Genomic DNA, 14,217 nt, shown 5'->3' with positions numbered 1-14,217 from the left:
TCAATCTGCATATACTTACTCTTTTTATTGATACAGCATGTTCTGTATAGACTCTTCTTCAAGGTTGTCCTCTGTAACCCATATATATCCGGTGTTCACTTTCGCCTCATTTCCAATCTCCAGTATAGACCGTGAAGCAGCTATTACCGAAGCATAACCGATTCCAAATGAATTCTGCACCACGAGACCTTTAATCTCCCCGCTTTTCAGCGCATTAATCTGTTCTTTTCCTGCATCGAATCCCATCAATACTATATCTTCTGTCTTGTTCTCCTGCCTCAGTGTCTTCAGGCCAAGTTGAGTTGCCACAGCATTTGTTCCAAAACAGCCTTTAACGTCAGGGTGCTTTTCCAAATAATATGCCACAACATCCGCATCGGTCAAGTCCTCAGAAATAACCTCTTTTTCGTCTTCTTTTTTGGACTTGTTCTTCTCTTCTGCAATATCCTTTTTCATGTCATCCATCTTGTCCAAATAGAGCGTTTCCGCGATGGAAACCCCGGGATGCCTCTCTTCTATCTCATTCTTAAAGCCCTCCAGGCGCTCCAGACTTGATGCCGACTTTGAATCATGTATAAGGAGAAGGATGCTTCCCTCATCTTCCATCTCATCGCTTAATTTGTATGCTCCCGTCCCCGCGGCTTCTGCATTATCTGTCCCTACTGTACACTGTATCCCCTGATAAGAATTGCCCGAATCCAGAGCAATAATAGGGATTCCATTCTCCGTAGCCAGATCAAACTGTACCTTGCATGCTTCTGCATCAATACTGGCAATTCCCAGCGCGTCCGGATATCGTGCAAGCTCTTCATCCAGAAGGTTCACCTGTTCATCAATATTCTCCATATCTTCCGGTGCGTTATACGTAGCTTTAATCTCTTTATCTCCGGTATACCCCAACGCCTTGTTTAGGTCCGCTGCCGCCTGCTCTACACCTCTTTTTATTTCCATCCAATATGCAGAGCTGCTGTCTTTTCCAATAATAGATATATAAGTCCCCTGCTCTATTTTCAGTCCGCGCACATTATTATACGCTGTGGGTGAAATCACATTCAAGCTGCCCTGGTAGGCTGGTTCCTCTGTTGTATTACCTGTAAATGTCGGTGTGTCCTCTTTGCCGCAGGCGGAAACCGTCAGCATAATGCCGAGTAATGCAGGTATAATGGCTGTCCATCTTCTATTCATAATGATTGCCTCCAAATTTCTACTTATATACTATACACTAATCTTGTGAAAAAAAAAGGAATATTTTCTTAAATTTTTCAAAATTCATTGTACTATCCCGGTAATTGTTCCTGATTTAGAGCACGAAAACTGCTTGTATATTTGCCTTATATGTATTAGAATTAGGCTTAGACAGTTACATAAAAGCTCTGTCGAAGATTTCATAAAGGAGGATAATACTATGGCACACGTAATTAGTGACGAATGCGTAAGCTGTGGTTCTTGCGAAGGTGAATGTCCAGTAGGTGCTATCTCTGAAGGCGATGGCAAATATGTCATTGACGCTGATGCCTGCATCGATTGCGGAGCATGCGAGGCAGCCTGTCCTACAGGTGCTATTTCAGCAGAATAATTCCTATATCGTAAAGTGATCACAACGTGTTAAGAGGGGCAGTGCACTAGTGCAGTGTCCCTTTTTTCATAATACTTTCAATCTCCTCAACAGTTCTCGGTGTATCCTTTGATAAGTTGCTGCACCCATCTTCGGTGATCAGGCAGTTATCCTCCAGACGGAATCCGATTCCCCACTCCTCATGGTAGATTCCTACATCAATGCAAAATACCATTCCCGGTGCAGTAACGGCATCTGCTGCGTCTACAGCGTCATGTACGTCAAGGCCTACATGATGTGCCCCTTTATGCCACATATAGGTTCCGACTTCATCGTAGCTTTTGCAGATTCCGGCTTCCTTTAGCTGCTCATAATTGTATCTGCGGATTGTGTTATCAACTTCCTCCATTGGGATACCCGGCTTCAGTGTTTGAAACATATATTCTGATGTACGGTAAGCGCACTCATACAGAAGACGCTGTTTATCAGAAAACTTACCGTTGCAGGGCCAGCCCCTGGACACATCCGTCACCTCATAGTCCCAGCGTGCACCCACATCATTTAAAATCATGTCTCCATCTGCAGCCTGGCCGGTAAAGCTGTCATAATGGATGCAGAAATTATTTTTCCCTGCACTTATAATTGAAAATGGTGCCGCCACACCATTATGCTGAGCCAGCGCGTAATCGTATTCCGCTTTATACTGGTACTCGTACATACCGGGGCGGGAACTCTTCATCATGGCCTCGATTCCTGCTTTCGTGATTTTCTGCGCTATTTCCATTGCCTTTATTTCACAGGGTTTCTTTATAGTACGCAGCTTTTTCATAACAGGCAGTGCATTATTAACTTTTACATGAGGGTAGGTCTGATTCAGATATTCCTGCATTCTATCTGCACAACTCTTCAAAAGCTGCCCCGATACCCTGTCTATATCAAGATAAACTGCATTCACGCCAATTTTTTCAAAGACTCTTTTCACATCATTCGGAAACTCTTTTATAAACTTAATATTCGAAATACCGGATATTGCTTCCGCTCTCTCGGCAGTTATCCGGCTTCCCTCCCAGCGTTCTTTCATAAAATCCGGTTCCATGATATATAGTGTCTCAAGGCAGGATTCTCCCTCTTTCTCCAAGAGCAGTATACTCTCCTTCTGGTTTATCCCACACAGATAAATAAAATTACGGTTTGCAAAAAAGTCGTAATTCTCATCGCAGGACCTTCTTATCGTCTCTCCGCAATAAAATAATGCCGCCTCCCCCGGCTCCATATAATCCGCAAATTCTTTTCTGTTCTGCCTGTAAAATGATGTCTCCATGTTCTATCCTCTCCTTTGCTGGTTTCAGTCTGGGTAACCCTTATAGCTTAGCCAATAGCGGGGCTGTAACACATATTCTGCCGCAATTTGACGAACGATTACCCACTTGTTTTTACTCTCTATATGGTATAATAACACAGAACGAAGAATAAGAGTACCATGTTTAAGGAGGTATAAGTATAATATGGGTGAGGTCAGATTTATGATTTCTGAGGCCGCCAAACAGGTTAAAGTCGAATCCCATGTATTGCGTTACTGGGAAGAAGAACTGGATCTGAAAATTGGACGCACAGAAATGGGGCATCGATATTATACAAAGGATGATATACAGCTTTTCCGTTGTATTAAAAAACTAAAGGATGAAGGTATGCTTCTTAAGGACTTAAAACCCATTATCCCCGAGTTGAAGCAGACACGTCTTAAACTTCAAAACTCTGCAGAGCCAAAAGCTGAGAGCATTAAAAAGGCTGCCGGGAATAAGCCCTCTCACAAAGGGGAGGAGAATGATTCTAAAGACATAAAATCAGGTAATATTGATCCCGAGCCGGCCTCGGACAAACCTGCTGCAGGGGACAAGCCCTCGGACAAAGAAAAGTACACCAATATATGCAAATCTGACGCACAGGACAAATCTGGCAGCCTGCAAAAAGCTGACAGTACGGACAAATCTGACAAGCAGGACAAACCTGCCGTACAGGAAACCTCTTCAAAAGAAACTTCCGGAGAGCTGAGTATTACAGATACAGAGGTGATTCCTGCCACACAACTGGAGCAAGTCCGCTTCCTAATCGGTGATGTTCTAACAGAGGTTGTCACTGCCAATAATGAAACTTTAAAAAGCGATCTCAGCCAGACCGTCACCAAAAACGTCATGCGTGAAATGGATCTCCTGTTTCAGACAAAAGAACGCCAAGAGGAAGAGCATTTCCGTAAATTAGATTGCCTGATCCGCCAGCAGCAGGCAAGCCGCCGAGAAACCGCACGTGAGAAACCCCTGGGCAAGTTAAAAAAGCTCTTTACATAGTACATCCCAAGACTCCATGCAAAAAGAAGCCGCCTGCTATTGTAAATCAATAACAGCCAGCTTCTTTTTGCCCCTACAGTTGCATTTATTTATTCTAATTTTCACTCCAGGTTTGCATGGTATTCCCACAAACTGTCTATGTCTATTTTTCTATCCTTTATCATCATCATTGCCGTTGTGTCTCCAAAGAGCAGCAATGCCTGCTCAAATAGAGAGGTCATAGGCTGCAGTGAATGGATTTCATCTTCTCTTTTTGCCCGGCTCTCCACCGGTATCCTCACAAACAGGTCGGCCGCCTCCCTAAGAGAACTGTTCGGGTTGCTTCCTATATGAATTATCTTTGCACCGATTGATTTCGCCTTTCTTGCGATACCGGCAGGATACAGTGTCTCCCCGCTGCCAGAACCTACGACGAGGATATCTTTTTGTGTAATTGCAGGTTCCGTTATCTGGCCTACTACAACAGTTCGAATGCCCAGGTGTGCATAGCGCTTCGCAATTGCCTCCAGCGACAGCAGAACCCTGCCAACCCCAATGAAAAATACCTTTTCTGCATCAGTGATCATTTTCAGGTAGGTCTGTACTTTGTCAGCCTCCACGGCTTCCAGGGCTTTTTTACATTCATCAATTACAATCGTCCTCATTTGTTCATATTCCCAATTTCCCAACTGTCTCACCTGCTTTCCAAATTTTTATGCTGTCTGGTGCAATGAGACAGCATACTAGCTGATCTTGCTCAGCCTCTGTGTTCTCCTTCTGTCAAGGGCAAAGTTCATAATAAGAACACCAATTAGCGCAATACCCCAGATCAAGTCTCTGTAATAATTACTGATGCCCGGAAACATATTTAAATAGGATGACATCATCTGTAAAATGACAACCGCTATGGCAATGCCGGGAATTGTTCCGAACCCGCCGTTTGGATTGACACCGCCCAGTACCGCTATCAAGATGCACTGCATTGTAAAACTACTTCCAAAATCAGCTTTTGCTGAATTAATTCTTGCCAAGCTCAGGAGCCCTGCCACTGCGGACAGAATTCCTGATAACATATACGTGCGAATTAGTACTGCGTTACAATGGATTCCTGCGAATCTCGCCGCTTTCTCGTTGGTTCCCACAAGATAGACTCTGGTTCCGAATTTTGTCTTGCTCATAATAAATGTAACCGCAATGACCAGGAGGATGAATACTACAAATGAAAGTGGTATATATCCAAACAGAGCCGTTGTAGCAAAAACTGTATACTCCGCCGGAATTCCGCTCACTGTACTTCCTTTAGAAGCAATAATAGCGATTCCCATAAACAGCTGAAAGGTTCCCAGCGTCGCCAGCATGGCCGGTATTCTTAAGTAAGATACCAAAAACCCGTTAAAGATTCCGCAAATAGCTCCGACTATCAGGGCCATAAGTATGGCAAGAGGAATATTCCCTTCACCGCGCATCATAAGCCCTGCCATAATGCCGCATAAATTAGAAATATAGACCGTTGACAGGTCGATTCCTCCGGAAATCATACAAATTCCAACACCGATTGCCATTAACCCATACTCGGAAAGCTGTTTTGACATGGTCTGGAAGTTCCCGATTTTAATAAACTGTGACGGTTTTGTAGCGCAGGCAATCACCGCGAAAGCAGCAAGAATTATTAGTAATCTTTTGATATTACTGTCCATTTTTTTCATAATTATGCTGCCTCCTTCTTTCGTCTGGTTTTGACTTTACGTCCTGCATGAATCTGTACTGCAGAAACCGCCGTGCCTACAATAATAATGGCTCCAATAAATACTTTCTGCCAGTATACTGAAATACCTAGTAGAATCAGGCTGTTGGATACCATAGTCAAAAGCAGTGTTCCCAGCAGGCAGCCCTTTAATGTCCCAATTCCGCCTGTCATTCTGGTTCCGCCCAGGATAATAGCCGCGATAACTATCATTTCCCCGCCGGCATATTCAGTCGGCAGATACCGCATAGACATAACCGCATAAGAAAGGCCGGCCACAGCAGCAATTCCACCGTTTACTACAAAAATGCCAAAACGAATTCCTTTCACATTAAACCCGGCACGTTCCGCAGATACCTCATCACCTCCAACAGCATATACCCCACGTCCAACTATCGTTTTATTCAGCACAAGATATGCGATAATGTAAAGAACTATCATAAGCAAAAATGTCATCGGCAGAGTGGAACCCAGACCGCTTTTTGCATTCTTGACAGTGACAAGTGACGCTTTCCCAAAGGTTCCCAGGTTTTTCGGCAGATTCATTCTCTCCGCTTCAAATGCCCCCAGAAGAATGCCGCTGAATAAAGAACTAGTTCCCAATGTTACAATCAAACTAGGAAAATTATATCTTACGATGATCAATCCATTTAATGCTCCCATGATACATCCAAAGAATATTCCAATAATAAATGTAACAAACCATGGTGTTCCTTCAAGTCCCAGGTTATTTGTTATGATTAATGCAAGATAACTGCTTAAAGCTGCAATCAGGGGAAATGATACGTCCGGGCCTGTACTGACAAAAGCCAGAAGCGCACAAATCGCATACATAGACGGAACAATCATAGAACGGAGTAAATCTACTATATTATTATTTGTAAAAAACAGACCTGATCTGGCCTGAATCACCAGAGCTAAAACTATAATAATAAGAAATACATAGAATTCTGTCTGTTTTATCATCTTCTTAAAAAATTTATCCATCTGTACACCCTCCTTTCTATACTGTTGCCTGCGTTGTCTGATCCGTCAGTGCACCTGCCTTCAGATCCTCCGCAGATAACTTTCCGGTTACCCGCCCTGCCTGCATTATCAGTGCCCTGTCACAAGTCGTCATTACCTCTGATGCATCGTCGGATACAACAATAATTGCCATCCCCTCAGCTGCCAGTTCTCTCAGGAGCTTATGGATATCATACTTTGCGCCAATATCTACACCAACTGTAGGCCCATTCAAAATAAGTACCTTAGGATTCGTAGCAAGCGTTCTTCCCAAAACCACCTTCTGCTGATTACCACCTGAAAGAGTCTGTACCGGGAATGCATGGTCTTTTGTTGCTACACCCATATTCTTCACCCATTTTGCAGATTCTTCCTCAGCCTTTTTGCCACTTAAAATTCCAAGCTTATCTACAAGCTGATCCAGTCTGCTCACCGTTATGTTTCTGATAATAGACTGGGGCAGGAACAATCCTTCTGTCAGCCGATCCTCGGGAACCAATGCAAGCCCCAGATCCTGTGCATCAGACACATTCTTAATGTGAACCTCTTTTCCTTCCACAAAAACCTGTCCGTAAGTGGGCCGCAGCAGCCCGGAGAGCGCCAGTGACAATTCGGTTCGTCCGGAGCCAAGCTGCCCGGTAATCCCAAGGATTTCTCCCTTGTGAAGTTTAAAACTTACGCCCTCAAATCCCATTGCCGCAAGATCTTGTGTCTCCAGAACAACATCACCGTAACTGTCTTCCTTTTTAACCTGTTTGTCAAAATGCCGTCCGGTCATGTAATATGCAAACTTATCTTCTGTCATCTCTTTTGTAGGACAGCTGATAACATTCTCGCCGTTTCGCAGTATGGTTATGCTGTCAGATATCTCAAACACCTCATCAAGTTTGTGAGATACAAACAAAATTGTAACTCCGCTTTCTTTCAGATTTGTAATAATCTCAAAGAGACGATCAACTTCCTTTTTCGTTAATGCTGTTGTAGGCTCATCCATAATAATTAGTTTCGCATTATCAAGAAGGGCTCTTGAAATCGCAATCAGCTGCTTGTCCGCAACAGGGAGTGTCTCCACAAGAGCATCCAGATCCACATTAAAGTTAATTTTCTTTACAGCATCTTCTGCAATTCTTCTGAACTCTTTTTTATTGACCAGCTTCTTTTTATTGGCAAGAACCTGGTTGAAAGCCAGATTTTCTATCACTGTAAGATTCGGGAAAATGGAAAAGTCCTGATAGATAACCTGAATTCCTGCCTTAATAGCTTCTGTAGGCGTCATAACGGGATACCCTTCTCCATCCACTTCAATTGTACCTTCATCTGGCTTATAGAAACCCGATATCACTTTAATGATTGTAGACTTTCCACAACCGTTTTCTCCTGCCAGACAATGGGTTTCTCCCCTCTTGATCGTCAGATCCACACCTCTTAGGGCATGGACACCGCCAAATGATTTTTTAATTCCTTTTACACAAAGGATATTGTCATTTTCCATCGTGTCACCGTGCCTTTCTTTTCACTGGTGTAACGTAATTATTTCAATATATCTCACTTACGCTGCCCCAGTCCGAAAAAACGCACACCCCACACGCATGTAAGATGTGCGATTACTGTTATCTAAAACTCATAATCATTGATGTTATCTTTTGTGATTGTGAGGTCAGCCTGTCCGATCAGACACCTGTTGTCTCCCTCAACCAGCTGAAGTTTATTGTATCCCTCCATACCAAGATCTGTGCCGTCGCCGACGTCTTCTCCTGCAAGAATCATGGAAGCCACCTTACACATAACATATCCTGAATCCTTTGGATCCCACAATTTGATTGTAGAAATTGTCCCAGAATCAACATATGGCTTGAATTCAACGGGTGTTCCTACACCTACAACCTTTACATCCAGTCCTAACTCCTCTACTGCCTTTGCAATACCCGGGCAGTCTGTAGAAGCAACACCTGTGAAGCCTTTCAGATCAGGATTGGATTTTAAGATTTCTTTTGCTCTTTCATAAGCTGTATCAATAGATTCTTCTGATTCAGCAGAAGGGATTGCTCCGTCATTGATCAGCTCCATATCCGGATATTCTTCCTGTTGACGCTTATACTGCGCATTGGCATATTCCATATGGGTTGTGGAAGTTGTATAAGCAACCATCATAGCATATTTGCCTTTTTCACCCATGTCTTTCGCAAGGGCATCCATAATAGCTGCCCCAAAGTCCTGTGCAGTAAAGGCTTCAGTATCAAACAATGTATTCTTCTGGTTGGAGGCCTCATGGCTGATTACCACAATTCCTTGTTCCATAGCATTTTTTAGTGATGCCTCAATTGCTCCCGGGTCAATAGGTACGACACAGAGAGCATCCACACCCTGGTTAATTAAATCATCAATTACCTGAACCTGGGAAGCTGCATCTGCATTGGCCGGTCCCTTTTGGATAACATTGAGGCCTGTCTCTTCTCCAAATTCATTTACACCGACTTCCATTCGCTTAAACCAATTTGAAGTATTATCCTTTGTAACAACCGCAATGGTCCACTCGGATTTGTCTTTATCTGATTTATACTTTGCAACATCAAACAAATCACCGTCTCCAGCCTTAGAATCGGATTCTTTTGTCTCCTTTTTGCCAGAAGATACTGCGGTCTTTTCAGAGCTGCAGGCGGCCAGAGAAAATGTCATAACTGCCGCTGCCATGATTGCTGTAAACTTTTTCAGCTTTCTCATGTTTTTTCCCTCCTATTTTTGAGATTTATATTATCACTCCATGCCTTTGCATGGCCCATTATGGGCGTTTTTAATGAAGACTTTACTCTGCATTCCTGTGTCTGCCTGCATCTTTAGTCCCCCTCATTAGGATATACAGTTTTTTCAAATTCAACCAGCTGATCATATTCTTTTTCAACCATTTTTGCCATCTCCGGTGCCAAACCCAACATATGCTCAGCCTCAAGCCAGGCATTGGCCATCTCAATTCCCATCTCATTTCCGATAATAAAGCCTCCCATACAAAGTACATTTGTATTGTTTACTGTTTTTGCTCGTTTTGCCTGATACAGACTCTCGCAAAGTGCCGCATATACGCCCCTGTGCTTATTGCATATAATACTGACACCCATCCCGGTACCGCATATGGCGATTCCTCTTTCATACTCTTTACTCTGTACCCCCTCGGCTACCGCCTTTGCTGCCTCCGGAAAAAGCACTGGACTGTCCGGATCCATGTCTTTAATTTCATATCCCTTCTTCAACAAATCCTTTTTTATCGCATTTTTAAGTGCAAATCCTGACGAATCCGCCCCCATGATAATCTTCATCCTTACCCTCCTAATTCTGAAAATTCCACACTTTGATGTAACCACTTTATTATTATTTGTCTATTTCATCAAATAATCCCCATTTCCCAATGTTTTATACAATAAAAAAAACCACCGGGTACAATCTGTGCACTTCATAATCAGGTTATGTAGTATGCACAAATAGTTCTCGATGGTTTATTTTTTACTCTTTAATGATCTTCCTGACGCAGTTCGTTTCCAAACCGTGTGTACTGCGGCATCCATGCAAGCCGAACTGTCCCCACAGGGCCGTTCCTCTGCTTTGCGATGATAATCTCTGCAATACCCTTATCCTCGGTATCGGGTATGTAGTAGTCCTCACGGTATATAAACATACAGACATCGGCATCCTGCTCGATGGCTCCCGACTCACGGAGGTCGGAGAGCATAGGCCGTTTGTCGGTCCTTTGTTCCACTGCACGGCTGAGCTGTGAAAGAGCAATAACCGGCACATTCAATTCTCTGGCCAGGCCTTTCAGTGAACGGGAGATGTCCGAAATCTCCTGTTGGCGGCTCTCATTACTTCTTTTACTGCTGCCGCTCATCAGCTGCAGGTAGTCAATGATTATAAGGTCCAGACCATGTTCAATCTTGTATTTTCTGCATTTGGATCGCATCTCCGCTATGGAAATACCGGATGTATCATCAATGACCAGCTTTGATTTTCCGATCCTGCCAGCCCCTTCTATTAATTTTTCCCAATCTGTATCTTTTAGATTACCCGTTCGCAGAAGTTGGGCATCCACATGAGATTCCAGGGAGAAAAGACGATTTACAAGCTGTTCTTTTGACATCTCCAGGCTGAAAATTGCAACTGACAAGTTCTGCCTGAAAGCTACATGCTGAGCAATGTTCAGTACAAAAGCGGTCTTCCCCATGGAAGGCCGGGCCGCGATCAGAACCAGATCAGAGCGCTGAAGCCCTGAAAGTTTATAGTCGAGGTCGATAAAGCCTGTTGGGATACCGGTTACACTGCCTGAGGTTCTAGAGGCCTTTTCAATAACATCAAGCGCATTGAGAACAACATCCTTAATGGGTGTGTACTCCTGCGCTTTTCCTCTTGCCGCCAATTCAAATACACCCTTTTCAGCCTTTTCCAGTATATTCTCCACCGGCTCATTTTCCAGATAACAGGTGTTGGCCACTTCCTCATTTATCTTAATCAGCTTGCGGAGAGTAGCTTTTTCCTGCACAATCCCCGCATAGTATTTTACATTGGCGGAAGTCTGCGTACCAGTGAGCAAGTCCTTTACAAATTCCATACTGCTGACTTCCGGCGGTACATTTTTGGCTTTTAAATGCTCTTTTAATGTAATAAGATCCACCGGCTTTGCTGCCTGAAACAACTCCACCATGGAATCAAATAAAATTCCGTAAGCAGTCTGGTAAAAATCTTCCCCGGTGATAATCTCAGACGCAGCTGCAATTGCATCTTTGTTCATCAGCATAGCTCCTACCACTGCCCGCTCGGCTTCTTCACTGTGCGGAAGGATTCTCTTAATCGCTGCTTCTATTTCCATAAAGTATTTCCCCTTATGCCTCCGCCGTCACAACGACCTTCAAGTCAGCCGTTACCTCCGAATGTAGTTTAACAGGCACTTGTTGAGTTCCAAGCATCTTAATGGTGTCCTTCAGCTGGATCTTCTTCTTGTCCACATCGAGTCCCATCTGGTCTTTCACAGCAGTGGCAATTTCCTTACTTGATACGGAGCCAAATGCTTTTCCGCCTTCTCCTACCTTGATAGAGAGCTCCACTTTTCCTGCCTCTAGTTTTCTGGCCAGTTCCTTAGCTGCCTCCAGATTTTCCTGGGCAATCTTCTCTTCTTTCTTCTTCTGCAGACGCAGATCATTCATGTTTTTATTGTTTGCTTCAATCCCAAATTTTTTCGGCAGAACAAAATTTCTTGCATACCCATCACTTATATTGACAATCTCACCTTTTTTCCCAAGAGATTTCACATCCTGCAATAAAATAACTTTCATCCTAAATATCTCCTTCCTCTATCATCTGGTCAATTGTTTGTTTCAAAGTCTGTATCGCTTCATACATGTTTGTATGGTCGAACTGAGCCCCCGCAGAATTAATATGACCTCCGCCGCCCAGTCTTTCTGCTATAATCTGCACATTCACCTCATCGATGGACCGGGCACTTAGATATATCCTGCCCTCATATGTCGTCAGTACAAAAGAGGCCTTAATACCGCTGATGTCTAAAAGCTCATTGGCTGCCTGAGCTGCCAAAACTGTAGGACTGTCAATATCACTGGGGCACTGTGCAATTGCATACTCTTTTCTGTATACCTCTGCCATCCGTGTTGCTTCTGCTTTGGCCTGGTATGATTCCATATCATCACGGAACATCTTCCGCACACGTGTAATATCGGCTCCGCATCTTCTCAAAAATGCGGCCGCCTCAAAGGTACGTACTCCCGTACGGTTCATGAAATTTCGTGTATCAATCATAATACCGGCATACAGGCAATTTGCTTCCGCTGCCGAAAGTTTGATATTATCCACAATGTACTGGAGTACCTCTGCCACCATTTCGCAGGTAGAAGATGAATATGGTTCTATATAGGATAAAACAGCATTTTCAATAATATTAGTACCCTGGCGGTGATGATCCAGCACAGCAATAGTCCGGGAATGCTCCAGAAGCTCAGGGCACTCTGTCAACTGGGGCTTGTTTGTGTCTACTACAATGACCATGGTATTGTCTGACACGCGGCTTAAAGCCTGCTCAGAATTTACAAAAATATCTTTCGGGTAATCCGGACTTTTTGCAATCTCATCATACAGCGGACGCACGGAACTTGTCACCTCATTAATGACAATGTAAGCTTTCTTTTCCAGCTCTGCAGCCGCACGATAGATTCCCACACAAGCTCCAAGTGAGTCCGCATCCGCCATACCATGTCCCATGACAATCACTTCATCCTTGCCGTCAATAAACTCCCGCAGAGCCTCCGCCTTCACCCGGGCCTTTACACGAGTGTTCTTAGCCGCCTGTTCCTTCTTGCCTCCAAAGTATGTAATTTCCCTGCAGTCTTTCACGACAGCCTGATCACCGCCTCTGGAAAGTGCCAGATCTATGGCTATACGGGCATAGTCGTAGCTTTGTGTATAGGTCGCAGTATTGAGTCCGAGTCCTATGCTTAGTGTGGCAGAACGGGTATTCCCTATACTGACCTGCTTTACCTCTTCCAGAAGAGAGAACTTATCCGCTGCTGCTTTATAGTAACCTTCCTTTTTAATGCCAATAAAATACTTGTCCTTTTCCAGTTTCTTAACAATGCCGCCGATATTACCAAAATATTTATTAACTTTTCTATCAATCAACGCAATCAAAAGAGACTGGCGGACTTCTTCGACACTCTCCAAAATTTCATCAAAATTATCAATATAAATCAGGCCGGCAATAAATTTCTGGTCTTCATTCTCTTTAATATAAGCATTCAATTCTGTTATATCTTTCATAAAGAGGGCAATAAAATATTCACTTTCCCTGGGAATCTGCAGCAGCTGTTCGGCCTCATTGAACCCCTCCATGGAAAATTTTCTAAGCTCAACCTGATAATCTCTCTCACGATAGGAAACCTCCAGCTCCACATAGTCGTCCTCCGTCTTTGGAAATACACCATTATTCAGTTCCGGAATCATTTTGTTCAGATACTTTTTCCTGCTTTCGGCGTTTATTACGTCCAGAAAACTATCATTTTCCCACACCATACGGCCATCTGCCATGACTATCGCACAGGGAACCGACAATTCCTTCAGCATTGTGTTCTGTATTCCTTTATACTGGGCAGCAAACTGAATCAAGTCAGCCATAATCAAAGAGCGATTGTAAAAATACAAGAGTCCCACAATCACAGCGTAAATCACAATGAAGGCAGACATCACAGCTCCTGCCTTTCTGTCGATTTTATATATCCAGATGTTCATAACAAGCAGCAGTACTGTCATGATCACAGGCCACTGCATATATGTCCTGAGCTGCCCTTTGAAACGCATGTTTTTCTTATTCATGATTACCTTCCTCACACATTATTCCTTTGGTTGTGCCAATACTCCCTGTCAATGTATTTAGTATATCACCTTTCCCGTGATTATTCCATCTAGTTTTCGTCTTGAGTTTCCGCAGTTTTATCCACATAGACCTGAATTAAACCATGTCTTTATAAACAACTTTCAAAAAATGCCCCAAATATAAGGAATCTGATTCCTTTTTGATGTAAAATTAAGCTATCAAAGAA

At 43.4% G+C, this 14,217-nt stretch carries 13 protein-coding genes; 2 read left to right on the top strand and 11 right to left on the bottom strand.

Annotated elements, in window-relative coordinates:
- Nucleotides 1-24: 24 nt before the first annotated feature.
- A complete protein-coding gene (locus BN3456_RS07440; RefSeq protein ID WP_089983510.1) occupies nucleotides 25-1,185 on the bottom strand; it encodes a substrate-binding domain-containing protein in 1,161 nt (386 codons plus the stop codon).
- A 220-nt stretch (nucleotides 1,186-1,405) separates the two neighbouring features.
- Between BN3456_RS07440 and BN3456_RS07435 the strand changes: the two genes are divergently transcribed.
- Nucleotides 1,406-1,576, top strand: coding sequence for a DUF362 domain-containing protein (locus BN3456_RS07435; RefSeq protein WP_089983509.1), 171 nt, complete (start codon nucleotides 1,406-1,408; stop codon nucleotides 1,574-1,576).
- Between the two features lie 46 nt (nucleotides 1,577-1,622).
- Here BN3456_RS07435 and BN3456_RS07430 read toward each other — a convergent pair whose 3' ends face one another.
- Complete coding sequence (locus tag BN3456_RS07430) at nucleotides 1,623-2,876, bottom strand: aminopeptidase P family protein (RefSeq protein ID WP_089983508.1); 1,254 nt, start codon at nucleotides 2,874-2,876, stop codon at nucleotides 1,623-1,625.
- A gap of 184 nt (nucleotides 2,877-3,060) precedes the next feature.
- Here BN3456_RS07430 and BN3456_RS07425 point away from each other — a divergent pair, with 184 nt between their 5' ends.
- On the top strand, nucleotides 3,061-3,900 hold the full coding sequence (locus BN3456_RS07425; RefSeq protein WP_089983507.1) for a helix-turn-helix domain-containing protein: 840 nt from the start codon (nucleotides 3,061-3,063) through the stop codon (nucleotides 3,898-3,900).
- Between the two features lie 101 nt (nucleotides 3,901-4,001).
- On the opposite strand, the gene hxlB is transcribed toward BN3456_RS07425, so the two are convergent.
- From hxlB to BN3456_RS07380, 9 genes are all read right to left on the bottom strand, one after another.
- The gene (gene hxlB / locus BN3456_RS07420; RefSeq protein ID WP_347457979.1) at nucleotides 4,002-4,577 is read right to left on the bottom strand and encodes a 6-phospho-3-hexuloisomerase; all 576 of its coding nucleotides are present in this window, start codon (nucleotides 4,575-4,577) and stop codon (nucleotides 4,002-4,004) included.
- Nucleotides 4,578-4,622: 45 nt separating this feature from the next.
- Nucleotides 4,623-5,585, bottom strand: coding sequence for an ABC transporter permease (locus BN3456_RS07415; RefSeq protein WP_089983506.1), 963 nt, complete (start codon nucleotides 5,583-5,585; stop codon nucleotides 4,623-4,625).
- 2 nt (nucleotides 5,586-5,587) lie between these two features.
- Nucleotides 5,588-6,610, bottom strand: a complete 1,023-nt coding sequence (locus tag BN3456_RS07410; protein ID WP_089983505.1) for an ABC transporter permease — start codon at nucleotides 6,608-6,610, stop codon at nucleotides 5,588-5,590.
- A 16-nt stretch (nucleotides 6,611-6,626) separates the two neighbouring features.
- The gene (locus BN3456_RS07405; protein WP_089983504.1) at nucleotides 6,627-8,120 is read right to left on the bottom strand and encodes a sugar ABC transporter ATP-binding protein; all 1,494 of its coding nucleotides are present in this window, start codon (nucleotides 8,118-8,120) and stop codon (nucleotides 6,627-6,629) included.
- A gap of 122 nt (nucleotides 8,121-8,242) precedes the next feature.
- Nucleotides 8,243-9,349: an autoinducer 2 ABC transporter substrate-binding protein gene (locus BN3456_RS07400; RefSeq protein ID WP_089983503.1), complete on the bottom strand. Its 1,107-nt coding sequence runs from the start codon at nucleotides 9,347-9,349 to the stop codon at nucleotides 8,243-8,245.
- A gap of 113 nt (nucleotides 9,350-9,462) precedes the next feature.
- A complete protein-coding gene (locus BN3456_RS07395; protein WP_089983502.1) occupies nucleotides 9,463-9,939 on the bottom strand; it encodes an RpiB/LacA/LacB family sugar-phosphate isomerase in 477 nt (158 codons plus the stop codon).
- A gap of 191 nt (nucleotides 9,940-10,130) precedes the next feature.
- Complete coding sequence (dnaB, locus tag BN3456_RS07390) at nucleotides 10,131-11,480, bottom strand: replicative DNA helicase (RefSeq protein ID WP_089983501.1); 1,350 nt, start codon at nucleotides 11,478-11,480, stop codon at nucleotides 10,131-10,133.
- Nucleotides 11,481-11,493: 13 nt separating this feature from the next.
- Complete coding sequence (gene rplI, locus BN3456_RS07385; protein ID WP_089983500.1) at nucleotides 11,494-11,943, bottom strand: 50S ribosomal protein L9; 450 nt, start codon at nucleotides 11,941-11,943, stop codon at nucleotides 11,494-11,496.
- 1 nt (nucleotide 11,944) lies between these two features.
- Nucleotides 11,945-13,990 carry a DHH family phosphoesterase gene (locus BN3456_RS07380; RefSeq protein WP_089983499.1) on the bottom strand — a complete coding sequence of 682 codons (2,046 nt, stop codon included), beginning with the start codon at nucleotides 13,988-13,990 and terminating at the stop codon, nucleotides 11,945-11,947.
- Nucleotides 13,991-14,217 lie beyond the last annotated feature (227 nt).

The sequence above is a fragment of the Clostridium sp. C105KSO13 genome (genome assembly GCF_001517425.1).
Taxonomy (GTDB): domain Bacteria; phylum Bacillota; class Clostridia; order Lachnospirales; family Lachnospiraceae; genus Muricomes.
The sequence above is the reverse complement of the archived record's forward strand: the minus strand, read 5'-3'. Positions and strand labels throughout refer to the sequence as shown.